Here is a 23627-nt window from a genome sequence, read left to right as displayed (position 1 = left end):
GCTGTTTTGCGCCTACACTTTTCACATAAAGCCGTTTGCTATCGCGCAGCGTGCGTATGTTGGGAGGTGAGATGGATAAATATTTTATTAGCGCAAATGAATTGTTGTTGGATTCATTCAAGCTTGCGGAGCAAATTTTCCTCAGCGGCTTTCGCCCGCATTTTATTGTGGGTGTATGGCGCGGCGGTTCGCCAGTGGGCATTGCTGTGCAGGAATTCCTGGAGTATGCCGGTGTGCCGACCGACCATATCGCAATACGCACTTCGTCCTATTACGGTATTGATCAACAAAGCAAAGATATTCGTGTGCATGGGCTTGATTACATCGTCAACAATGTCGATGCCGACCAATCGCTGCTGATTGTCGATGACGTGTTTGACTCCGGCCGTTCGATCATGGCGGTGATAGAGGAGATCAAACGGAAATCCCGCCGCAATGCGCCCAGCATCATAAAAGTGGCATGCCCCTGGTATAAGCCAACGCGCAATACCACCAGTATTACGCCCGATTTTTATGTTCACGCAACCGACCGCTGGTTGGTTTTTCCGCACGAGTTATGCGGCCTGACCCCACAGGAAATTCTGCAAGGAAAAGGTCAGGAGGTGGCTGCGACCCTTGCGCAACTGAAAAAAGGATAAAAAATAATCGCCCTGAATAGGAAAAATACCAATTGCGTAATTGAACCCTGTCCAAGAGCGAAAACCTGTTATTCGACAGGCGATAAAGCAGGAATTTTTCAACTTTTGTGTTGACTCAAAAAGACCAAACGGGTTTAATACGCGCCTCTTGCAGCGTGGCTACCGCCACAGCAAGCACGACACGCCCAGATAGCTCAGTCGGTAGAGCAGTGGATTGAAAATCCTCGTGTCCCTGGTTCGATTCCGGGTCTGGGCACCATATTAAAACCCGAAGTTCGCAAGAACTTCGGGTTTTTTATTGGGCGTATATTTTTGCCCTCCGCTTTGTGTGCATCAGGAATGTATTGACGATGGAAAGTAACCAAGCCCCCAATGTACAGCCTGCGCTTACAACGCAGCGCATCGCTGCTCTTGATACTGCTCGCGGCATCGCGGTGCTCGGTATCTTGCTTATCAATATGTATTCATTTGCCCTGCCGGAAGTGATGCGTGCCAATCCATTTTTGCTGGTGGACGCGAGTAGCCTGGATCGCGCGCTCTGGTATGTGCTGCATATCTTTGCCGACACTAAATTTATCACCATGCTCAGCGTGGTGTTTGGTGCGAGTCTTTGGCTTTTTGCTGAGCATGGCGCCGCGGGGGATGCGCGGCTTGTTGATCAATTACAGGGGCGTCGGCTCATGTGGTTGCTGGTGTTCGGTTTGCTGCATAGCTATTTGCTGTGGGACGGCGATGTGTTGTTTACCTATGCTGTGTGTGGCTGGGTGGTCTGGCATATGCGTCGCTATGACACTGTGTTGCTGCTCAAAATAAGTGCCGGTCTGTTCGCAATCGGTGCGCTGCCCAATGTGGTGATGACTGCTTTTTTTCCTGAGGTGATGAATGAGCTGATGGCTTACCAAACGGCAGATGAAATCGCCGCAGAGGTTGAGCACTATCAACAGGGTTGGGGGGCAATTGCGCTTGAACGGATTGGAACGGCAGTTGGGCTGCAGCTGGGTGTGCTTGTGACGGGGTGGTCAACCATCGCGCTGATGTTGGTGGGGATAGTGTTGGCGCGTTGCGGATTGCTAACCCTGCAAGTGAGTGCTGATCACTATCGCCGGTTAATCGCACTAACCGGCGTGCCGGGGTTGTTGCTGATTGCGATTGGGTTGTACAAAAGCATCCACTATGGGTTTGCCGCTGGTTATGTCTACACCTATGGTTATGAGCTCCATTTTTGGGGTAGTAGTTTGCTGGGCATTGCGTATGTGCTGATGGTGATGCTGTGGTGTCGCGCGGCAGGTGGATCATTTTTCGCGCGAGTCCTTGCGGCTGTGGGACGTATGTCGCTGAGCGTCTACATCATGCAATCGCTGATTTGTACGCTGCTATTTTATGGCTATGGGCTGGGGTGGTATGGCCAATTATCGCTTTCACAAGTGGTGCTAGTCACTCTGCTTATCTGGTCGTTCCAGTGTATGTTCGCCTGCTGGTGGCTCGCACGCTTCCGGTATGGCCCGCTTGAGTGGTTGTGGCATCGCTTGGTGTATCGCGCTGAATAACGGTTCTAAGTAAGCGACTCTTTCATAGCAATTGCATCTGTTTTGCCGGGTGTGCTGGATTACACTTTTAGGTGTGCCCACATTTTGCGAGCGATTGGCTATGCGTACTTATATCCGTCATCCCACGTCTATCCCTATTCAAGTTTGTGCAGGTGGTGATGAAGCATCGCGTGTGCGGGTGCGCAACCTGAGTGCGGGCGGTTTATGCTTTGTCACCGATAAACCGGTCAAAGTGGGGACTCTGGTGGAATTCGATATTCCCGTCACCAAGCCTGACTATCATGGCTCTGGTGTCATTGTGTGGCGACGCGAACAATCTTCAACCCAGTATGAAGTGGGAGTGCGCTTTACCAGCGACGATGAATACTTTCGTACACGTATGGTGGAGCAAGTGTGCCAGATAGAAGATTATCGCCAGCGCCTGGCATTAAAGGGGCGTAAGTTAACCAGTGAAGAGGCCGCACTGGAGTGGATCGAGCGTTACTCGGGTAATTTTGATCAGCATGCGATGGGTTAGTATTGGGTTAAGCTAAATTGATGCATAAAAAAATCCCCGCCGTTCATTGTGAGCTGCGGGGATTTTTTTATTAAAAGAATGTGTGGAGATTATTGCGCCGGGTTTTGCAGGCGGCGATTAATCAGATCCTGCTCAATGGATTTCATGGTTTTGTCATCGAGCGGGTACCACAGGGTGAAGATAGTGCCGAGAATACCGATGATTACCGGAATGCCGGTCATCAATAACACCATGGCAGGTACGGAGGCGGTAACAGCACTTTCAACACTGGCATCGTAACCATAGAGCGCCAACACAATCAGCACCATTGCACCGGCAAAACCGTGACCGGTTTTATTGATAAAAGTACCTGCGGAATAAATCAGGCCGGTTGCACGGCGGTGATTTTTCCATTCGGAGTAATCCACGGTGTCGCCCAGCATACTGAAGAAAAGTACGGGCATCATGCCGGCAAAAAACTCGCCGATAGTCGCCAGCACCAGCATCAGCGTCACATTCTCTTGCGGTACAAAATAAATCGCTCCGTTAAATATTGCGCCAAGCACAAAGGCGGCGATCATGAGTGTGCGTTTATTAAAGCGATTGGAGAGCCAGCCTGTCGCTACTGCTGCGGCCAGGGATGCGAGCAAGGTGAGCAGGAAGTAGAGGCTGATAAGATCCGGGCGCTCAAGGTAATACTTGAAGTAATAGCTTGCGGCGCTTGGACGAACTACGGTGAAAAGGCCAAACATAATGCCGACGCCGAGCAGAATCAGCCAAGGTTTGTTGGTGAGCAAATCGGCCAGATCTTTTTGGGTCGGGCTCAAGGATTCTTGCGGGCGGCTGATAATACGTTTGCGCAAATACACGGTATATGCGAATGAAGCCAGCATGAAACCGAGGGCGATGTACTTGTAAGTCGCCGGCCAATCCTGCATTGCCAGCGTGATAATAAACAAGCTGATGCCGAAAACCGGAACCAAAATCACTGGCAAATTGGCGAACAGATCTTTCATCTCTTCCCAGAACGTGCCGTGCAGCTGTGTGGGCGGCTCAATGCGCTCTTTGGTGGTCTTGTAGGTAATCAACAGGAACACAATGAGCAATACAGCAAAAATCAGCATGGTGCGTTGATAGCCAACAGCCTCATTGCCTTTGCCAAGAATTTCTACCAATTCTGGCAGGCTGGTCATCACCAGTAATCCACCGGTAAATGCGCCAATAAAGCGGAAGCTCGATAAGCTTGCTCGCTCTTTCACGCTATCGGTCATCACGCCCATGAGTGCGCCATAGGGTACGTTGTTGGCGGTGTAGGCGAGCGTCAGGCAGAAATAAATCACGAAGGCGTAAATCAATTTGCCGGTGTAACTGAAATCGGGCGTGGTAAAGATCAATGCAAGGAACAGTGCGAGGAACGGCGTTGACCATAAAATCCAGGGGCGGAATTTGCCTTGTTTGGTTTTGGTGCGGTCGGCAATGGAGCCCATCATGATGTCGGTAAGACCGTCAGAGAGGCGCACAATCAAAATCAAAATCGTGGCGTGGGCGGCGGCGATTCCAAAAGTATCGGTGTAAAACACGGGGATGAAAAACCCGCTGCGCCAGACGAAGTTGGCGGCGGCATCACCTAATGAATAACCGATTTTTTCTCGCAGAGATAATTTAGGAGCAACACCTGTGGTGGCTCCGGCGGTGGAGTCGTGCATGGTCTCAAAACCTCGAGTTTGTTTTACTCAGCAATTTAAGAATGATGGCTGGTTTTATTGTTGCGCTGTCCATGCGCGATTTGGTTTTTTAACGGCTTGTTAAATCAGGGGGATTTGCCCCCCTGATTTGATCTCTCTCACCTGATCAAGCGTAGATGCTTCCTGTGCGGGTGCATCTTTGGTTGGTGCATTTTTTTAGAATGGAATTACTTGCTGCTTTTGAATGTTTCAGCGGCTTTAAGGATTTCAGCGCGCGCTTCTTCCAGATCGCCCCAGCCTGCCACTTTAACCCACTTGCCTTTTTCCAGGTCTTTGTAGTGTTCAAAAAAGTGCTCGATCTGCTTCAGGGTAATTTCCGGCAGGTCTTGCAGAGTTTTGACATTGCTGTAAATGGTGGTCAGCTTGTCGTGCGGAACAGCAACGATTTTTGCATCTTCGCCAGCTTCGTCGGTCATCTTCAGCACGCCCAGTGGACGGCAGCGAATCACGGAACCTGCTTGTACTGGCTGAGGGAATACCACCAACACGTCAGCGGCATCGCCATCGCCACACAGGGTTTGCGGGATGTAACCATAGTTGCATGGATAGTACATGGCAGTGCTAACCAAACGGTCAACAAACAGTGAATTACTGTCTTTGTCGATCTCGTATTTGATGCCGGAATTCATAGGGATTTCGATAACAACGTAGAAGTCATCGGGCAGGCTTTTGCCAGCGGGGACAAGTTCAAAACTCATGGTAGATACCTGATGTGTAAGGATTGCAGAAGGTTATTGAATTCTTTGAGCTGATCGGCGGCGGATTCTACCACAACAAAAAGGCAGCGATAGCAGCCACTGCGAGGGTCGCTGCAGCAAGGATTAACCAGGTGGTGCGGCGGCTTCGTTGGGTATCGGGCTCAATGCGGTTGCCCGGTGATGTCGGGCGTGTTTTCCAGCGCTTGGGTTCGCTGCTGGGCAGCTTGCGCTCGATGGGTTTGCTCAGTTCATCAATCGGTTTGCGGATGCGGGTTTTATTTTCTTCCAGATCGGGCGCAACAATGCGGAAACTATAAACATCCAGTCGCAAACGATCGCCGTTATTGGCGGTGGCGTTATCGACCCGCAATTCATTCAGGTAGGTGCCGTTAGCTGAACCAAGGTCTTTAATGCGCAGATGGTTACCCTCAACACTGATTTCCACATGGCGGCGCGACAAATGTGTGCCTGGAATAACGATATCGCACTGGTTGCCGCGCCCGATCACCGTTGCGCGCTCGGGCATCAGCATGAAGTGTTTGCCCGCCAGCCAGCTGCTATCGGAGACAAGCCGCCAGGGGGCAGCGGCAGGTTCTTTGGTTTTATCGGGTAGGCTGCGGGGGTCGAGTACAATGATTTCGGCGCTGCCGATTTTGATAATATCGCCGGGCAGGATTTCTTTCTGGGTGATGCGCTGGCCGTTCACAAAGCAGCCGCTGGTGCTGTTGTTGTCCTTGAGTAAGTAACGGGTGTTTTCCTGGATGACCTTGGCGTGTACGGGGTCTATGTCTTTATCGTCGATAACCAGATGATTGTCTGCGGAGCTGCCAATCGAGAACAGTTTTTCAACAACCCACAAGGGTGGGCGTCGATTGTCCTTAAAATGAAGTTTAAGCATGGCCGATCCGTATTTTTGTCGTCTAAATAATCTTTTATGTGTGTATCTACCCTGATAAAGCCGATTTTGGCGTCGATCCTGTAAGTTGAATGACATTACCATCGAATTCTATTAACTCATACCCCAAAGGGCAATTGTATGGCTGATATTCCTGTTGCTGACTCTTTATTGGCAGCTCCCGAGGCAAAAAACAGAGTGGTGATTCACTACTGCAATATGTGCCGCTGGATGCTGCGCTCGGCTTGGCTCGCGCAAGAGCTGCTCAGCACCTTTGACGGCGAGCTGGATGAGGTTGCGTTGCACCCGGGCACAGGCGGGATTTTCCATGTATGGCTCAATAATGAGCTGGTGTGGGACAGGGTTCGCGATGGCGGCTTTCCGGAAGCCAAGGAGCTCAAGCAGCGTGTGCGCGATGTGCTTTGCCCTGATCGATCCCTTGGTCATAGCGATGGCCATAAAAAATCTGACTGACTTCCCACTGACTTTTGTAACAAATCGTTTCCCTTGGCCGGATTAATGGCCTTTTTACTGTTTTGCCCGGGTGTGGCTGGCATAATGGCGACCACGTCCGGGCGATGTCTCACAGGCAATTACCGCCCGGTTTTTGTCGTTCAGGGAACCCCTACCAACCGGATTTTTCCATGCAGATACTTTCACGCTTTTATTTGTCACTTAACCGTCTTTATCGCGCGCTGGTTATCAACCGTCCCTACCATGTGTTTACCGGTCTTGTGATTCTCACCATTGTGGCCGCCTTTGGCATGACCAATTTCAAATTGGATGCCTCTGCTGATTCGCTCACGCTCGAACACGATACATCTATTGATTATCTGCGCGAAATTTCCAAGCGCTATCAAAGCGGCGATTTTTTGGTGCTGACGTATGCACCCAAAGCCGAAATGTTTTCCGATGAATCGATCAACACGCTGAAACAACTGCGCGATGAACTGGCGAGCGTAGATGGGGTGGCGAGTGTGTATTCGATGATCGATGTCCCATTGCTGTACAGCCCAATGCGCACTTTGGCGGAGCAACAAGAATCAACGCGCACCTTGTTAACGCCCGGTGTTGATCGTGCGATGGTCAAGCAAGAATTTTTAACCAGCCCGATTTACCGCGATATGTTACTCAGTGCTGATGGCACTACATCGGCGATCCTGCTCAATCTGAAAGTGAATAATCAATACATTGAAATGGCACGTCATCGCGATGCTTTGCGTTTAAAGCGTGATAAAGAAGGGCTGAGTGAAACAGAAGCGAAAGAGTTGGAGCGTGTTTCGGCAGAGTTTCTTGCGTACCGCACCGCAACGGCAGCACAAGATGCTGCGCGTGTGGAAATTGTGCGCGGCATAGTGAGCAAATATCAGGATCGCGCGCAAATTTTCCTGGGCGGTGTGAGCATGATCACTACCGACATGATTGCCTATATCAAAAGCGATCTGGTGGTGTTTGGCAGTGCGCTTATCGCTTTTATTATTTTTATGCTCGCATTTTTATTCCGCCAATGGCGTTTTGTGATTTTGCCATTAACGGTTTGTTTGATGTCAGTGACGTTGATGTTGGGTTGGCTCAGCTGGATTGATTGGCGGCTTACGGTCATATCATCCAACTTTGTCGCGCTGTTGTTGATCATGGTGTTTGCATTCACGATTTATGTTGTGGTGCGCTACCGTGAATTACATGCAATTGACCCGGATATGTCGCAAGCCGATTTGGTGTTGCAAACCATGCGCGACATGGCCATTCCCTGTTTATATTCGGCGCTGACCACCATAGTGGCTTTTATGTCATTGGTGATGAGCGGCATTCGCCCGGTGATTGATTTTGGCTGGATGATGACGATCGGTTTATGTGTGGGCTTTGTATTGGTGTTTGTCATTCTGCCTGCCGGTCTGATGATCCTGCCCAAAGGCGAGCCTAAAGATCGCGGCGACAATTCGGCAGCACTGACAGTAAGGTTTTCAAAGCTGGCAGAGTTTCACGGTGGAAAAATTTTGCTGCTGAGTGTGCTCGCAGCCTTGGTCAGCATTTGGGGAATCAGCAAATTGGAGGTGGAAAACCGCTTTGTTGATTATTTCAAAGACGACAGTGAAATCCATCAAGGCTTGAGCGTCATTGATCGCCAGCTCGGCGGTACGGTAACGCTCGATATTATTTTGGATGCTGAAAAGAACACAATTGCCATCAATGAAAGTGATGAAGAAATAGAAGAAGATCCCTTTGCTGAAGATACAACTGCCGACCCGGCAAGCGACATGGATCTGGAAGAAGATCCCTTCGCCGAGGTGGGCGATGAAGATGCGTTCGCCGAAGACAGCGATACCGCTTCGTCTGCATCGAGTTACTGGTTCAGTGTGGCAGGTTTGGATCAAATCAAGCAGTTGCATAATTATCTGGAATCCTTGCCGGAAGTGGGCAAAGTGCAATCGCTGGCAACGGTGTATCAGTTGGCGCGCGATATCAATAAAGGCAAGCTTAACGATTTTGAATTGAACGTTATGCGCAATATGCTTTCGGACGATATCAAGGGGTTCCTTATCAAACCCTACTTGTCGGATGAGCAACAGCAAACACGTATTACCCTGCGTGTGATTGAAACAACCCCCGATTTAAAACGCGCTGAATTGGTCGAAAAAATTCGCCAATACGCTATTACCGAAGGTGGGTTTAAACCCGAGCAAGTGAACTTCACCGGCATGTTGGTGCTGTACAACAATATGTTGCAGAGTTTATTTGCCTCGCAAATTTCAACCATCGGTGTCGTGTTTGTTTCGATCATGCTGATGATGATGGCGCTGTTCCGCTCAATTAAAATTGCTGTCATTGCCATACTGCCAAATATTTTGGCAGCGGGAACCGTATTAGGTGCGATGGGCTTGGTAGGCATTCCGCTGGATATGATGACTACGACTATCGCGGCGATTGTGGTCGGCGTGGGGGTGGATCAGGCGATCCAATATTTCTATCGCTTCCGTGTCGAGTTTGCGCACGACCACAGTTATGTTGAAGCTATGCATCGTTCGCATGCATCAATCGGCCGCGCGATGTACTACACCTCGGTCACCATTATTGTTGGCTTTTCTATCCTGATGTTGTCGGAATTTATTCCATCCATTTATTTCGGTGCATTGACGGCGTTTGCCATGTTGATGGCGGTTATTGGTTCACTCACATTGCTGCCGAAGCTGATTTTGCTGATGAAGCCGTTTGGGCCGGAAAAATAAATTTCCCGGTTGAAAAAAGGGCGCGATATATCGCGCCCTTTTTTATTTGTCGTTGTTGCCTTTTATTTTGGTTAATCGATTACCAATCCATCAATGCTTTTAATTGTGGTGCAAGATCCGCAGCCATGGCGGCATGTTGTGATTTGGTGGGGTGGGCATCTTGCTCGTCACCGGGATAATGTGGCGATGTGACTTGATGTACACGAGCTGCATTCACGCGGGAAATCGTTTCGCGAATATAATCAATCAATGCGGTTTTTTTATCGCCATGCAAAATAGCTCCTTCGGTGAGTGCAATATGTGCGTGCGGATACTCTTTGAGTAATTGATTAACCAACTTTACGTAAGTGCGCACATAGGCCTCGCGTTCGGGAATGCCAGTGCTGAAATCATTGGTGCCTATGGCGCTGACAATTAAATCGGGTTGATACGCTTTTGTATTCCAGCTCACAGGCGCTGCCTGGTCTGCAATAGTGAGTGGATAAAAATCCGGTAAATTCAATTCATCGGTTTTGCCATTCCAGCTGCGCACCAAGCCCCGCCCTCCGTAACATACCAACTGCACTTGCGCATTCAATGCTGCGGCGGTGAGCATGCCATAGGATTCACGTGCGTTTGACCAGGATGGATTCGGTTTTTCACCCGGGATACGATCAATCATTTCGGCGCAGGTAACTGAGTCGCCCAGAAATAACAATTTGCGTTTTGGTAATAATGGCGGTGGGAGTAATTCGCCTTTATCCAACGTAAATGTTTTGATGGTTGATATACCTTGCCAGGTTTCGGTGCGGTTAACGATGCGCACACTGTGTTTGCCTGCGCTCGCAAAACGAAACAGTTCTATCGTGGTCGCCTCTTTTGCAAGTTGGATAGCTGTTGCGGGGCCTTCATCCACAATCACATCAATCCAGCCGTTTCCTGTATTGCTCTGCGCAACCATCTCCAGTTTTGATGCTTTCACTTCCAGCAAAAACGTTACACCGGGGTACGCGAAACGCACACTGCCATCACCTTGCTGTTGTGCTCTCCCCATAAGGCCAATGCGTTCATCGTTAGCATTAATGGTTTCAGCGAAGAGGTTGGTGCTCATAAATAAAATCATCACTAGCGAAATAATATGTTGTGCGTAGTGTTTCATGATGCGCCGCCTATTTTAATAACTGTTGAATATCGGGCAGCATTGCATCCGCCCAAATTTGGTAGCCTTTTGGGGTGGGATGCAAAAAATCATTCATGATAGCGGTGGATATGTTGCCGTTTTTTTCCAGCAACAGAGCGCCGTAATCTTTAAAGAAAATGGTTGTTTGGTTATCAAGTTGTGCAATCAGGTGGTTTAATTTTTTAACATGCTTGCGGTTATCCGAGCTCGCCAGTTGATCAAAGGGAAATACGCCATTGAGCAGGATTTTGCTGTGCGGCCAGGCTAGCTGTAGCTGCGCGACAACCTTGGCAACACCTTGCGCTACTTGTTCTGGTGTCTCGTGCAGATGGCCAAAATTATTGACGCCGATCATCAATACAATAAGCTTGGGTTGCATATTGCCTATAGCACCGTGCTGTAAGCGCCAGAGAACATTCGCAGTGTGATCGCCACCGATACCAAAGTTAGCGGCCTTGAGCGGTTTGAAGTGCTTGTCCCAAATTTGCCAATCCCAACCTGCGGTAATGGAGTCGCCAATAAACAAGAGGTCAACTTCTTCATACTGTGCGACAACGACATCTTCAGCGTGGCGTTTGTCCCAGTTTTTTACCGGCATCCAGTCAAATTCAATCGTACGTTTTGTGGGGATTGTACCAGCGGGCATTTCATCCTGTTTTGCGTGAGCGAAACCGGCTAAAAAAGAAAGCAAACATATCCAGATTATGGGATGGCGAAACATAGTGGTTTCCTGCGTAGTAAATTTTTAATATTGGCAATCGATATGGTGTAAGAAAATCAATTGCAGTGCAGGCTGTGTGTTTTTAATAAAGTGCACTGGTGTGCTTATGTTTTTATATGAATTTTTAGTTTTTCAAGCTTAGCCGTTCATTGTGTGAGTTCAAGCTTTGAACACCGGCAATATTTAAAATCAAATCGAGCAATTCGTCCCAAGGCTCTGCATTGCGCATCCCTTTTACGGCTTTATCAATCCCATTGGCTTTTCGTAACAACTGTTGCAATTGCGCTGGTTTAAGGCGGCGCAATGCCGCCTGCATGAGCGGTTGGCGTTTATCCCATACACCGGCTTGTTTGGCTGCCCAATCAAAATGTTTTCCCTGTGCGACTGCCTGTGAAATTTGCACCAATGCGCGAATTTCGCGCGTCACTGCCCAGAGAATGTTAATCGGTTCTGTGCCTTCCGTTTTTAATCCTTGCAGGGTACGCACGGCTGCGCGGGCATCGCCGTGCAGTGCTTTATCGGTCAGGCCGAAAATATCGTAACGCGCGCTGTCAGCAACAACCGATGCCATAAGCTCATAGCTGATGCGGTTATCGGTAGTGAGCAGTTTTAATTTTTCAATTTCCTGAGCGGCGGCTAACAGGTTGCCCTCAATACGTGAGGCGAGCAGGTCTATCGCATCGCTGTCGGCGTGTAGCCCTGCTTGTTGCAAACGCACGCCAATCCAGCGCGGTAATTGCGCGGGAGTAACCGGCCAAATTTGGATGTGTTGGCCTGCATCTTCAATGGCTTTGAACCATTTGCTTTTTTGTGTGGCACCATCGAGTTTTTCAGTGACGATCAACAACAAATTATCCGGTGCTGGCGATTGTGCATACTCCTGCAATACCTTTCCGCCTTTGTCACCGGGTTTGCCGCTGGGCATACGCACTTCAAGAATTTTTTTCTCGGCAAAGAGCGATAGGCTGTTGGCTGCCGAGAGCAATTGGTTCCAATCAAAACTGGTATCGACATGATAAAGTTCGCGCTCGCTGAAACCATTTTTGCGCGCGGCAGCGCGAATTTGGTCGCAGGATTCCTGAATCAATAAGGGCTCATCACCAGACACCAGATAGATAGGCGCTAATTGTTTGGCGAGTGAAGCTCCTAATTGTTCGGCGCGCAATTTGGGCATTTTATTCTGCCGTAGTGGATGCGGGTGTTGCTGAAGTGATTACAGGTTTTGTGCTGATATTTTTTACCCGGCGCAAAATACTGCTGGCTAATTCGCGGCGCATTTCGCGCAAGACTAATTCTTCTTCCTGCGCTGCACCATTCGCGTTATTCACATTGTAATTGTAGGTGCGCGAGATACGCGCGCTGGTGTTGCGCGGTGTGAGAATACCCTGGGCATTGCTCACGCGATAATCCACACTGAGAATAATTTCATAGGCGCTCGTCAGTGCATCGCTACCGACACCTGCTGTGCGCTTGTCCATTATTTCCCGCTCCATCACTAAGGTAAGCGATGTGCTGGTAGGTGCCGTCAGTTCATTGATTTTGTAGGCAGGAAATAATTGGCGCAGGCTGTTGATCACTGGGCTGTGATCGTCGGTTGCGATAACAACTATGTCCAATGGTGCGGTCATTGCCAGTTTATCGCCACCCGCAGCAGAGCCGCGCAAATGCCAGCCGCACGCGGAGAGAGAAAGAATTAATAAAACGGCGATAATTTTTTTCATAACAGACCTGTGTTGTAAATCCCTCCCAGCCTCCCTTTTTCAAAGGGAGGGGCAAACTCCCTGTTGAATCTCGCATCCTGCTCATTAAATCTTTTGGTGATTCTGTGCACCAAAATTCCCCCGTTGAAAAAGGGGCTAGGGGGATTTGCTTTTAATTAGCAACAATGTTGACCAATTTATTAGGGATCACAATTACCTTGCGCACGGTTACACCTTCGAGGAAGCGCTGCACATTCTCTTGTACAAGTGCTTCAGCTTCGAGTTGCTCTTTGGGTGCATCAACCGCAACATCCAATTTGCCGCGCAATTTTCCGTTCACTTGTATAACCACTTCTACCGTTGAGCGAGTCAGTGCGCTCTCATCCAGCGTTGGCCAGGGTTGGTTCAGCGGAATTTCTTTGTTGCCCAGTTCTGACCAGAGCGCATGGGTGATGTGCGGGACAATCGGAGCGAGCAATAAAATCGCCGCTTCCAGTGCCTCGCGTTCTACCGCCAAACCCTGCGGGTTGGCACGGTCTGCAAGTTTGCTGGTTTCATTCAACAATTCCATCACTGCCGCGATAGCGGTGTTGAATGTTTGGCGACGGCCGTAATCGTCGCTGACTTTTTGGATGGTCTCGTGGGTTTTTCTGCGCAAATCTTTCTGTGCTTGTGGCAGGTTTTCTGCGTCAAGCTTGCCGGGTGTGCCCGCATTGATGTGGCCTTCAACAGCCTTCCACAAACGGCGCAAGAAACGGCTCGCACCTTCTACACCGGAATCGCTCCACTCCAGGCTTTGCTCTGGCGGAGCAGCGAACATGGTGAACAAGCGGACGGTATCGGCACCGTACTGGCTGATTACGCTTTCCGGATCAACACCGTTGGCTTTGGATTTGGACATTTTGATCACGCCGCCAAATTCCACTGGTTCGCCGGTGGTTTTGTGCTTGGCGGAAATAAAGCGGCCTTTGTCATCGCGCTCGATAACCACATTTTCCGGCTCGATCCAATTCTCTTTACCTTCGCTTTTGGTGAAGAACGATTCTGCATTCACCATGCCTTGGCAGAGCAGGCGCTCGAAGGGTTCATCGCCACTGACGAGGCCTTCATCGCGCATTAATTTGTGGAAGAAGCGTGAGTAGAGCAAATGCAAAATGGCGTGTTCGATACCGCCCACATATTGATCCACCGGCAACCAGTAATCGGCGGCGGCTTTGTTGATCATGCCATCGGTAAAATTCGGGCAGGTGTAGCGCGCGTAATACCAGCTGGACTCCATAAAGGTGTCGAAGGTATCGGTTTCGCGCTCAACGTATTGGCCATTTAATTCGTCTTTTTTCCATTCCGGGTCGGCTTTGATGGGCGATTGCACGCCGTTCATCACCACATCTTCCGGCAGCAACACGGGCAACTTGTGCGCAGGAACCGGAATTTCACCGCCTTCGGGCAAATTAAACATAGGGATAGGAGCGCCCCAATAACGCTGGCGGGATACACCCCAGTCGCGCAAACGGTAATTGGTTTTTACGCGGCCTTTGCCTGCCATTTCCAGGGTGCTGGCGATGGAATCAAACGCGGCGTTGAAATCGAGACCGTCGTATTCGCCGGAATTTACCAGTACACCTTTTTCAGTGAACGCCGCTTTTGCCAAATCAATTTCTTCGCCATTGGCTGGCGCAATCACTTGCGTAATTGCCAAATTGTATTTCTGTGCAAATTCGTAATCGCGTTGGTCATGGGCAGGAACTGCCATCACTGCGCCTGAGCCGTAATCCATCAACACATAGTTAGCGACCCACACCGCAACCGGCTCACCGGTGATGGGGTGTAGCGCCTTGATGCCGGTATCCATGCCTTTCTTTTCCATGGTCGCCATATCGGCTTCGGCGACAGATTGCACTTTGCAATCCGCAATAAATTGCGCGAGATCAGGGTTCGATTCGGCTAAAAACTTTGAAATAGGATGTTCAGCAGCGAGGCTTACATAGGTCACGCCCATGAGGGTGTCCGGGCGCGTAGTGTAGATATCGAAGCTGGTGAATTCGCCTACAGCAGATGCCAGATCAAAACGCATTTCCAAACCGCGGCTTTTACCGATCCAGTTGCGCTGCATGGTTTTTACTTGCTCTGGCCAGTTGGGCAGCTTGTCCAGATCGTTCAGCAATTCTTCGGCATAGTCGGTGATTTTGATAAACCACTGCGGAATTTCTTTGCGTTCAACCAATGCGCCGGAGCGCCAACCGCGACCGTCGATCACCTGCTCATTCGCCAATACGGTTTGGTCGATGGGGTCCCAGTTCACGGTGGACATTTTTTTGTACACCAAGCCTTTCTCGTACAAACGGGTAAAGAACCACTGTTCCCATTTGTAGTATTGCGGTGTACAGGTGGTGAGTTCGCGCGACCAGTCAAAACCAAAACCCAGTTGCTTGAGTTGGTTGCGCATGTGGTCGGTATTGGAATAGGTCCACTTGGCCGGTGCAGTGTTGTGCTTGAGTGCGGCATTTTCGGCGGGCAGGCCGAACGCATCCCAGCCCATCGGGTGCAATACGTTTTTGCCCTGCATACGTTGGTAGCGGGCGATCACATCGGTAATGGTGTAGTTACGCACGTGCCCCATGTGCAACTTGCCGCTGGGGTAGGGGAACATCGCCAGGCAATAGAATTTTTCCTTGCTGGGGTCTTCTACTACTTTGAAGCTGTCATTGGCTTCCCAGTACTGCTGTGCCTGTGCTTCGACTTCGGCGGGGTTGTATTGTTCTTGCATGGACGTGTACGGCCTATTACTGAAAATGGGAATGTGAGAAAGGCGCTGATTATAGAGGGATGAGGTTGAAAAGGGGTAATAATCGCGGATAAAACACCCGCCTGATCCTGTGATTGGATCAGGCGGGTATGCTGTTAGCGTAGGTGTTTGGCGAGGAAATCCCGGGTTTTGGTGTAAACGGTTTCCCGGTCTTCATCAAAATAGAGCGCATGATGGCCAGTATCTTTCAGCGATACCCACTCAACCGGCTTCTTCGCTTTCTGCAATGCCTTTACCAGCGACTTGGATTGTTTGTAGGGCACTACATTGTCATCAGTGCCAGCGACAATCATGACCGGGTCGTTGATTTTGTCGATGTGCAAAAGTGGCGAGTTAGCGGCCAGCAGGTCGGCATCGGTCTCTGGATGGCCGATGCTTTTGTGTGCAAAGTCGATGATTTCCTGGCGCTTCCTGAAACGCTTTTCATCAAACTTGACCTGATCTGCCAGATGGGTGACGCCATTGATACTGATCGCACAGCGATAAAAATCACCGTGTTTTACCAGCCCCATAAGGGCGGCATAACCGCCGTAAGAGGCTCCCACCAGGCAGATTTTATCTGTCTGGATATAGCCTTTTTTAATCAGGAATTGGGCTGCATCCTGCAGGTCGTCCTGCATGGTTCCGCCCCATTGTTTGTAGCCAGCTTCTTCAAATTTTTTGCCGTAACCTGTTGAGCCGCGAAAATTGGGTTGCACAACAAAATAGCCCTGACTGGCGACAAAGGAAGCGAAATCATCGTAAAGCGCATAGTCGCGGCTGTGCGGACCTCCGTGTGGCATGACTACTAATGGATATTTTTTCCCTTGTTGATAGCCCGCAGGAAAGAGCAGGTAGGTGCGGATCGGCAAGCCATCGCGGCTATTAAAGGTCGCAATACCCGGTGCACCCATTTTTTCAGAAGGCAAGCTTTTATAGCCGACATCATAGAATTGCAGCTCATCCTGTTTGGCGTTGTAGAGGTAATATCCGGCGGGAAGATCCAGTCCGTAGGATTTGATCGCAATGTGCTCCCCTTTTTTATCGCTGCTCATGTAATGAAAGCCGTAGCCATAAAGGCGTTTGCGGATGCTGTCGTAGGTGCGCTGCGTGGCTGCGTCGAAGTATTTATTAACCAAAACGTCTTCTTCCACCCTGTAGCCGATAACCTGGTCGTTGCGCCCCTGATAAATCAATCCGGCAATATCGTTGTTGGGCGATGAGGCCAATACGGTGAGTGTTTTATCCGTCCGGTTTTGTTCAACCAATTCATAGTAACCGGTGGTTGGATTTTTCTTGCGGTAGGTCAGTGCCCCCTGAATGGTCAGACCGACGAGGATGCTGCTGTCATCCATATCGTCGGTATCCTCATCTGTGTTGATTTCATCGACATTGAGCCATTTGCCCCCGTCGGTCAGCTCAAGAATCCGCATCTTTTTGCGGATGGGTAAATAGTCAATCCGATAGCGCGGGGTGCCATCAGTTTCGCAGATGAAATAGGTAGTATTGCGGCCACCGACGATGAGCTTTTCGGATGTACCATCGAACACATTCACTTTGAATAGTGCGAGTCTTTCGTTGTGAAAGCTGCTCATCAAGATGTGCTTGGGGTCCTCTGGCATGGTGTGGCGAATGTTGGAGAGGTTGACTCTTGCCCGCAGTGAACGCGTATCCGCCATCAAGGCAACGGTATTTTTACCATCCGGGTCCATGGCGATGGATCGACTAAACATGAAGTGTTCATCAAGATCGAAATCCTCTTCATCGGATTCGCGGATGACTTTTTGGGTGTTGTATGGCACCAGCAAGTGCACGACCAGTCGCTCATCCTTAGCCCAGGTCACTGCATAGGGGCGGATAACACTGTCACCGATTTTGCCGATGATTTTCAGGTTGGGTGAACTCAGGTCGCGCACGACGGCAACGCGGAGCTTACCGACTTTACGCACTTCAGCCATGTAACGGCCGCTGGGTGAAATATCAATATCGAGCAAATCCGGCTCTGCCATAAAGTCCTCTACGGTGAGCAGGTTGGTTGATGCAAGGCTGATATTGGCGAGGAAAAACAAGGATAAAAAGGCAGTCAAGCAGAACTTCATAGAACAACTCCGTGTCAATAAAAAGACCCGATGGCATTGTAAGGGTTTGTTATTTTGCTGCGTCGTGGCGCTTGCCAGAATTGGCGTGGCTATACTAAGGAGTGCTCGGGCGATTTGCAAAAAACAGCGCCTTCTTGTTTTTTTGTTGTGTGCGGCGCTAAACCCCTATCTTGAGGAACCAGCGAGAGGTGTTTTATGAAATCCGGCGACCGTTCACCGTTTACCACGTCCAACAATCCCTATCACTCCAACCAGATGGACTTGCCTTTCAGCGCGGAGGAGACAGGCGCTTTGGGCACAGTCAGGCAGGGCTTCAATCATGAGGTTGACGATCTGGTCAAGCTTGAGCTCACGGCCGAAGAGATGCTTGGCGATGAGGTTCGCTTGGCGCGTGAGTATGTCAAAGAAGACACCGGCCATTTCTGGGGTGACCTGAAGCAGGAGTTTATCTATTGGGAGTTGGCGGCTGGCCAGTTGTTACTGACAGCAGCAGATCCCACCCGGGTTGACTGGCACCAGCATCATTGGTGGGGCGATGAGGAATCCCAGCTTCGGCATTGATGTGACCGCAGGGTTCGCGCTATTTATCTGATAAGTTTGCTAAGCTCTCGCCTTGCTTATGAAAATAATCCGCGGTGAGAGCATATGATGCAGCCTTCAAATGTATTTATGGCGGTAAACGCCCTCAAGTCCCTGTGCATCTGCATGGGGGCTGTTTTGTTATTAATACCCCTGCCTGGAGTTGCCGACCCCGTGACTGAATTCCCTGCCGAGCCTCTGTATTTGTGGGCGGAAAAACCTTTGGTCGAACCCGACCGGGAGCACATTAAAGACCAGCGTGTGTATGCGGTCGATAATCCTTCAATGACCCCTTTCTGGCCGCAAGAGGGTACCGCTACCGGTGCGGCAGTGGTGATCTTCCCCGGCGGCGGTTATGTGCGCCTCGCGATTGATCACGAGGGCTACGACATCGCCAAATGGTTTGCTGCGCGTGGTGTGGCGGCGTTTGTGGTCAAGTACCGCATGCAGGAGTATGGATTCCCTGCGCCTTTGTTGGATGGTCTGCGCGCGGTGCGCTTGGTACGCCAGAATGCAGCCGGTTGGGGGATAGACCCCGGCAAAATCGGGGTGGTGGGCTTTTCGGCTGGCGGCCATCTGGCGGCGAGCGTGGCAACCCGTTTCACTTATACCAACCTGCTGGGCGATCCTCTGGCCGATATCAGCGCCCGTCCGGATTTTGCGGTGCTGGGGTATCCGGTGATCGCCCTCTACGGCCCCGATGCCCATGCCGGATCGCGCAAGGCGCTGCTGGGTGAAAACCCTGAGCCCAAGCTGCTGCATGACAATTCCTTACAATTTCAAGTAACCGATAAAGTGCCGCCGGTGTTTATGCTGCACGGAGTTGGCGATCAGGCTGTCACAGTGGCCAATAGCCTCGCGTTTTTTACCGAAGTCCAGAAGTACAATAAACAATCCGAATTGCATGTTTATCAATCGAATATCCATGGCGTGGGGATGATCCAGGGGCAAGGCAGTATTTCCAGTTGGCCACAGGCGCTTGAGGCCTGGATGCGCGAACGCGGCTGGATGATGCCTTGATATCAGGTCGATCGCTCAGGGAAACCCGCATGTGCTACCCGAAACAAGTAGCACAAATAGCAGGTGGTGCAGTTGGGTATCAGGAGACGCAGTTATGAATTCCTCACATTCCTCGCCGGTGCTGGGGTGCTCACGTGAATTGCTGGAATTGACTCATGAAAAGGCGCTGGTGATGTATCGCCAGCTGCCCAATGTATTGATTTTTACCTTTGTCGCCAGCTCGGCGCTGATGCTCTACTTCCGCGATATCCAACAGCTTTGGCTGTGGTGGGGGGCGATGCAACTTGTCGGCGTGATGCGTTTGGCTAGCTGGGTCTGCTGGCGCTACCGTTGGAGCAAGGCGGCAAGTACACAACAATCCCTGCGCGCTACCTATATCTTCCTCACTCTGTCGCTGGTTGCGGGCGCGCTTTGGGCGTGCTTTTCCATCGTTTTCTTCCCTGTATCAAACGCCTCCGAGCGTCTGGTGATTGCGCTGGTGATGGCGACTGTCGCTGCCGGTAGCGTGAATGTGCTGGCGTTGTCGCCTTGGACAAGTCGCACGTTTATTGCACTGTTGATCGGCCCTCTGGTGGTGATGTTCGCCAATACCGGTGAGCGCGATGAGTTGGTGATCGCTGCGCTGGGGATTGCCCTGTTTATCGGCTTGACCGGTTTTTCACGGGTAGCCAGCCAAAGCGCCAACCATCTATTGCAGGTGGCACAGGAGCGCAACCGCAAGATCGAGCGCGTATATGCGCAGAGCAAGGCGTTGCAGCGTGCCAAGTCCAGCCTGGAGATCCAGCTTGCGGAAAAAGTGGAAACGTTGGAGCTGGAGATGAGCCTTAAAGAGCGCTATGCCCGCGAGTTGACGCAGATGGCAGCGCTCGACAGCCTGACAGGGTTGCTGAACCGCAGCGCCTTCGAACGCGAGCTGCACCAACAATTAGCCGCCAATGCAGGTGATGCGGGCGATCTGCCGCTCGCATTGGTGGCGGTAGAAATCAGACGCTTTGACTTAATTGAGTTGCAGGGCGCGCGCACCTGCGAGCAAGTATTGCTGGCTATTGCCAATCGCCTGCGCGATTTTGCCGAGGGTAAATTCCTGCTGGCGCGCACCGGCACCGCAGAGTTTGCGTTGGCACTGCATGACCCGGAGCGGCGCTGGCACGATCGCAGCCTGTTTTTGCGCGCCGCCCTGCAATCGACAATCGACACCGATATAGGCCCGGTGGCTGTCGATGTGATTCTGGGTATCGCTACTGTGGATGAAGACGCACAGGATCTGGAAACGCTCAACTATCGCGCCTCCATCGCCAAACAGGATCTGCGCCAGCGCGGTGCCGGGGGTATAGCGCTATTTGATGCGGCAATGGAGGTGGACATTCGCCGTCGCCAGAAATTGCGCTTCGCCCTGCATGCGGCGCTCGATAGCCGCAGCCTGACACTGGTGTTCCAGCCGATAGAACCCTGCCGCACCAATGTCCCGCGCAAACTGGAAGCACTGCTGCGCTGGGATGATCCCGAGCTGGGCACAGTCTCTCCGGCGTTATTTATACCGGTCGCGGAAGAAAGTGGTTTGATCATGCCCCTTGGCCGCTGGGTGCTGCTGGAATCCTGCCGCGCGGCAATGCTGTGGCCTGGCGATGCGATGGTGAGTGTGAATGTCTCGGTGCAGCAAATACTCGCCGGGGATCTGGTCAGTGATGTGCGCCGCGCCATTGAATTGACCGGTCTTCCGGTGCAACGCCTGGAAATCGAGATCACCGAAAGCGTGTTTTCGCGCGATCTGGAAACTATCTGCCGGGTATTGGAGCAGGTGCGGGCGCTGGGTGTGAGTATCGCCATCGATGATTTTGGTACCGGCTATTCTTCTTTGGCGTATCTGCGTCACTTGCCTGTAGATGTCATTAAAATTGACCGCTGTTTTATCCAGTCGCTCGACCAAGGCGCGCGCAAACTCCTGCTGGCGCTTGTCTCTATGGCGCATGGGTTGGGTTTCAGGGTGGTTGTGGAGGGAGTGGAGACGGCCGAGCAACAACACCTGCTGGTGGCCATGGGGGTGGATTATTTGCAGGGCTATTTGATCGCTCGCCCGATGTTGCAAGCAGATGTGCCTGATTGGTTGGCGCAAAGTGCGAAGAGCAGCTGATCAGGTACTTGATGAATAATTGACCAAACTTCACTTGCAGTGACACTCGCCCTTGGCATACAATCGCCGCCCCTGCAAAAGCAGGTATACGACGCTAGTCTCAAACGCCATAGGGCATGTCGCCCGGCTACTTCGTGTCGTCCAGCGTCTTGGAGCAAACAATGAGCGCATACGCAATTTTTGAAAGCGGTGGTAAACAGCATCGCGTAGTTGTGGGTGAAACCCTCAAACTCGAAAAAATCGATTTCGCCACTGGTGGCGTTGTTGAATTCAACAAAGTTTACCTGGTTGCCAACGGTGCAGACGTCAAGATCGGCGCTCCTGTTGTAGATGGCGCTACCGTAACTGCAGAAGTCGTTTCTCACGGCCGTGCGGACAAAGTGAAAATCATCAAGTTCCGTCGTCGTAAGCACCACATGAAGCGTCAAGGTCACCGTCAGTGGTTCACTGAAGTGAAAATCACTGCAATTAAAGGTTAATTGAGGAGTTTAGAAAATGGCTCACAAGAAAGGGGTAGGTAGTTCCCGTAACGGTCGCGATTCAGAAGCGAAACGCCTTGGTGTTAAAGCTTACGGCGGTGAATTGATTTCTGGCGGCAGCATCATCGTTCGTCAACGTGGTACCAAGTTCCACGCTGGTCCAAACGTAGGTCTGGGTAAAGACCACACTCTGTTCGCGAAAGTGGACGGTACCGTTAAGTTCGAAATTAAAGGCGCTTTTGGCCGTCAGTACGTCAGCATTATTCCTGCTGTTTAATACTGCGCTGAAACCAGCCAAGCTTGCTGCTTGCAGTGGGCAATGAAGAACAATAAAAAAGCCCTGCCGATAACGTCAGGGCTTTTTTATGTTCAGGAAGAACGGTATGCCGCGGGTGCATGGATGCACAGAAGCGGCGATATGTAGTGTCTTAAAAGTGTTTGAATTTTTATTCCTCTGGAGTGTGTTGTGAAATTTGTTGATGAAGCCCCCATTCATGTTGAAGCCGGTAACGGTGGCAACGGATTCATGAGCTTCCGGAGGGAAAAGTTTATTTCCAAAGGTGGCCCGGACGGTGGTGATGGCGGAGACGGCGGCAGTGTTTACCTGGTTGCTGATGAAAACCTGAATACCCTGATCGATTACCGTTTTGTGCCCAAATATCGCGCTGAAAATGGCGAGAAAGGCGGCAGCAAAGATTGTACCGGTGCCAAAGGTGCCGATTTATTTTTGCCGGTTCCCGTCGGTACAACCGTTATCGATCTTGATACCGAGGAAGTGTTTGGCGATTTGACTGAACATGGCCAAAAATTAAAAGTCGCTCAAGGTGGTTTCCATGGTTTGGGTAATACTCGCTTTAAAACCAGTACCAACCGTACGCCGCGCAAAACATCGCCCGGTACTCCCGGCGAGTCGCGCAATTTAAAGCTCGAATTAAAAGTTCTTGCTGATGTGGGCATGCTCGGTTTACCCAATGCCGGTAAATCCAGTTTTATCCGCGCGGTGAGTTCGGCCAAACCCAAAGTGGCCGATTATCCCTTCACCACACTGGTACCAAATCTCGGTGTAGTCAAAGTGCAGCAGCATCGCAGTTTTGTGATTGCCGACATTCCCGGTGTTATCGAAGGTGCTGCAGAAGGCGCGGGTCTTGGTGTGCGCTTCCTCAAGCATCTCACACGCTGCCGCGTATTGATGCATATGGTCGATATGGCACCGGTGGATGAATCCAACCCTGCTGACAATGTGCGCATCATCGCCAACGAATTAGAAAAATTCAGCCCGACACTCGCCAAGCGCGACCGCTGGTTGTTGCTCAATAAAATCGATTTGCTTCCGCCCGATGAAGTGGAAGCGCGCTGTCAGGCAGTGGTGGATGAGCTGGGTTGGACTGGTCCGGTATTCCGTATCTCCGCATTAAACCGCGAAGGCACCATGCCGCTCGCGGGCAAGGCGATGGATTTGTTGGAAGAAATTTGGGAAGAAGAAAAATCCAACCCTGAAGCGCGTGAGCGCGAATTGGAAATGCAAAACCAGATGGCGCAAGAAGCGCGTGAGCGCATTGAAGAATTGCGTCAGGCACAGCGTGAAGCGCGTCGTGCACGTGGCGAAGATGATGACGATAATTTCAACGAAGATGATTACGATGTTGAAGTCATTTACGTTAATCACTAATTGTGCTGATTAGCGGATATAAAAAAATAGTGTAACCTC

Annotated in this window: 20 protein-coding genes and 1 tRNA gene; 12 read left to right on the top strand and 9 right to left on the bottom strand. The window is 50.8% G+C overall.

All coding sequences use genetic code 11. The features are described 5' to 3' along the window. The first annotated feature begins 71 nt into the window (after positions 1–71). From VC28_RS13200 to VC28_RS13185, 4 genes are all read left to right on the top strand, one after another. Positions 72–638 (top strand): phosphoribosyltransferase, encoded by a 567-nt coding sequence (locus VC28_RS13200; RefSeq protein ID WP_049631042.1) that lies wholly within the window; start codon positions 72–74, stop codon positions 636–638. 183 nt (positions 639–821) lie between these two features. Further along, positions 822–897: transfer RNA gene (locus VC28_RS13195), tRNA-Phe, on the top strand. Positions 898–988: 91 nt separating this feature from the next. Beyond that, positions 989–2185: a DUF418 domain-containing protein gene (locus VC28_RS13190; RefSeq protein ID WP_049631041.1), complete on the top strand. Its 1197-nt coding sequence runs from the start codon at positions 989–991 to the stop codon at positions 2183–2185. A gap of 100 nt (positions 2186–2285) precedes the next feature. Further along, entirely contained in the window at positions 2286–2702 is a 417-nt protein-coding gene (locus VC28_RS13185; protein ID WP_049631040.1) for a PilZ domain-containing protein, read from the top strand. 89 nt (positions 2703–2791) lie between these two features. Here VC28_RS13185 and VC28_RS13180 read toward each other — a convergent pair whose 3' ends face one another. The 3 genes from VC28_RS13180 to VC28_RS13170 all read right to left on the bottom strand — a co-directional run bounded on the left by VC28_RS13180 (position 2792) and on the right by VC28_RS13170 (position 6022). Further along, a complete protein-coding gene (locus tag VC28_RS13180) occupies positions 2792–4387 on the bottom strand; it encodes an MFS transporter (protein ID WP_049631039.1) in 1596 nt (531 codons plus the stop codon). A 206-nt stretch (positions 4388–4593) separates the two neighbouring features. Then, positions 4594–5124, bottom strand: a complete 531-nt coding sequence (gene ppa / locus VC28_RS13175; RefSeq protein WP_049631038.1) for an inorganic diphosphatase — start codon at positions 5122–5124, stop codon at positions 4594–4596. A gap of 67 nt (positions 5125–5191) precedes the next feature. After that, the gene (locus tag VC28_RS13170; protein WP_049631037.1) at positions 5192–6022 is read right to left on the bottom strand and encodes an FHA domain-containing protein; all 831 of its coding nucleotides are present in this window, start codon (positions 6020–6022) and stop codon (positions 5192–5194) included. Between the two features lie 138 nt (positions 6023–6160). On the opposite strand from VC28_RS13170, the gene VC28_RS13165 reads away from it, so the two are divergent. Further along, on the top strand, positions 6161–6493 hold the full coding sequence (locus tag VC28_RS13165; protein WP_049631036.1) for an Rdx family protein: 333 nt from the start codon (positions 6161–6163) through the stop codon (positions 6491–6493). A gap of 170 nt (positions 6494–6663) precedes the next feature. Continuing rightward, a complete protein-coding gene (locus VC28_RS13160; protein WP_053094204.1) occupies positions 6664–9246 on the top strand; it encodes an efflux RND transporter permease subunit in 2583 nt (860 codons plus the stop codon). Positions 9247–9325: 79 nt separating this feature from the next. Here VC28_RS13160 and axe2C read toward each other — a convergent pair whose 3' ends face one another. The 6 genes from axe2C to VC28_RS13130 all read right to left on the bottom strand — a co-directional run bounded on the left by axe2C (position 9326) and on the right by VC28_RS13130 (position 17710). Next, complete coding sequence (axe2C, locus tag VC28_RS13155; RefSeq protein ID WP_049631035.1) at positions 9326–10384, bottom strand: bifunctional acetylxylan esterase/glucomannan deacetylase AxeC2; 1059 nt, start codon at positions 10382–10384, stop codon at positions 9326–9328. Between the two features lie 10 nt (positions 10385–10394). Continuing rightward, positions 10395–11051 (bottom strand): GDSL-type esterase/lipase family protein, encoded by a 657-nt coding sequence (locus VC28_RS13150; protein ID WP_231591748.1) that lies wholly within the window; start codon positions 11049–11051, stop codon positions 10395–10397. Positions 11052–11250: 199 nt separating this feature from the next. Continuing rightward, a complete protein-coding gene (gene holA, locus VC28_RS13145) occupies positions 11251–12300 on the bottom strand; it encodes a DNA polymerase III subunit delta (RefSeq protein WP_049631034.1) in 1050 nt (349 codons plus the stop codon). 1 nt (position 12301) lies between these two features. Continuing rightward, positions 12302–12847, bottom strand: a complete 546-nt coding sequence (lptE, locus tag VC28_RS13140; protein ID WP_049631033.1) for an LPS-assembly lipoprotein LptE — start codon at positions 12845–12847, stop codon at positions 12302–12304. Between the two features lie 151 nt (positions 12848–12998). Next, positions 12999–15593 carry a leucine--tRNA ligase gene (gene leuS, locus VC28_RS13135; protein ID WP_049631032.1) on the bottom strand — a complete coding sequence of 865 codons (2595 nt, stop codon included), beginning with the start codon at positions 15591–15593 and terminating at the stop codon, positions 12999–13001. A 134-nt stretch (positions 15594–15727) separates the two neighbouring features. Continuing rightward, positions 15728–17710, bottom strand: a complete 1983-nt coding sequence (locus tag VC28_RS13130) for an alpha/beta hydrolase family protein (protein WP_049631031.1) — start codon at positions 17708–17710, stop codon at positions 15728–15730. A 195-nt stretch (positions 17711–17905) separates the two neighbouring features. On the opposite strand from VC28_RS13130, the gene VC28_RS13125 reads away from it, so the two are divergent. The 6 genes from VC28_RS13125 (at position 17906) to cgtA (ending at position 23588) form a co-directional block, all read left to right on the top strand. Next, positions 17906–18271 carry a zinc ribbon-containing protein gene (locus VC28_RS13125; protein WP_049631030.1) on the top strand — a complete coding sequence of 122 codons (366 nt, stop codon included), beginning with the start codon at positions 17906–17908 and terminating at the stop codon, positions 18269–18271. Between the two features lie 84 nt (positions 18272–18355). Further along, on the top strand, positions 18356–19309 hold the full coding sequence (locus tag VC28_RS13120) for an alpha/beta hydrolase (protein WP_231591746.1): 954 nt from the start codon (positions 18356–18358) through the stop codon (positions 19307–19309). 94 nt (positions 19310–19403) lie between these two features. Next, on the top strand, positions 19404–21440 hold the full coding sequence (locus tag VC28_RS13115; RefSeq protein WP_049631029.1) for a putative bifunctional diguanylate cyclase/phosphodiesterase: 2037 nt from the start codon (positions 19404–19406) through the stop codon (positions 21438–21440). A 161-nt stretch (positions 21441–21601) separates the two neighbouring features. Continuing rightward, the gene (gene rplU / locus VC28_RS13110) at positions 21602–21919 is read left to right on the top strand and encodes a 50S ribosomal protein L21 (RefSeq protein WP_049631028.1); all 318 of its coding nucleotides are present in this window, start codon (positions 21602–21604) and stop codon (positions 21917–21919) included. 16 nt (positions 21920–21935) lie between these two features. Then, positions 21936–22196 (top strand): 50S ribosomal protein L27, encoded by a 261-nt coding sequence (gene rpmA, locus VC28_RS13105; protein ID WP_049631027.1) that lies wholly within the window; start codon positions 21936–21938, stop codon positions 22194–22196. Positions 22197–22385: 189 nt separating this feature from the next. Continuing rightward, complete coding sequence (gene cgtA / locus VC28_RS13100; RefSeq protein WP_049631026.1) at positions 22386–23588, top strand: Obg family GTPase CgtA; 1203 nt, start codon at positions 22386–22388, stop codon at positions 23586–23588. Positions 23589–23627: the final 39 nt, after the last annotated feature.

It is taken from the genome of Cellvibrio sp. pealriver (assembly GCF_001183545.1).
GTDB lineage: Bacteria > Pseudomonadota > Gammaproteobacteria > Pseudomonadales > Cellvibrionaceae > Cellvibrio.
The sequence above is the reverse complement of the archived record's forward strand: the minus strand, read 5'-3'. Positions and strand labels throughout refer to the sequence as shown.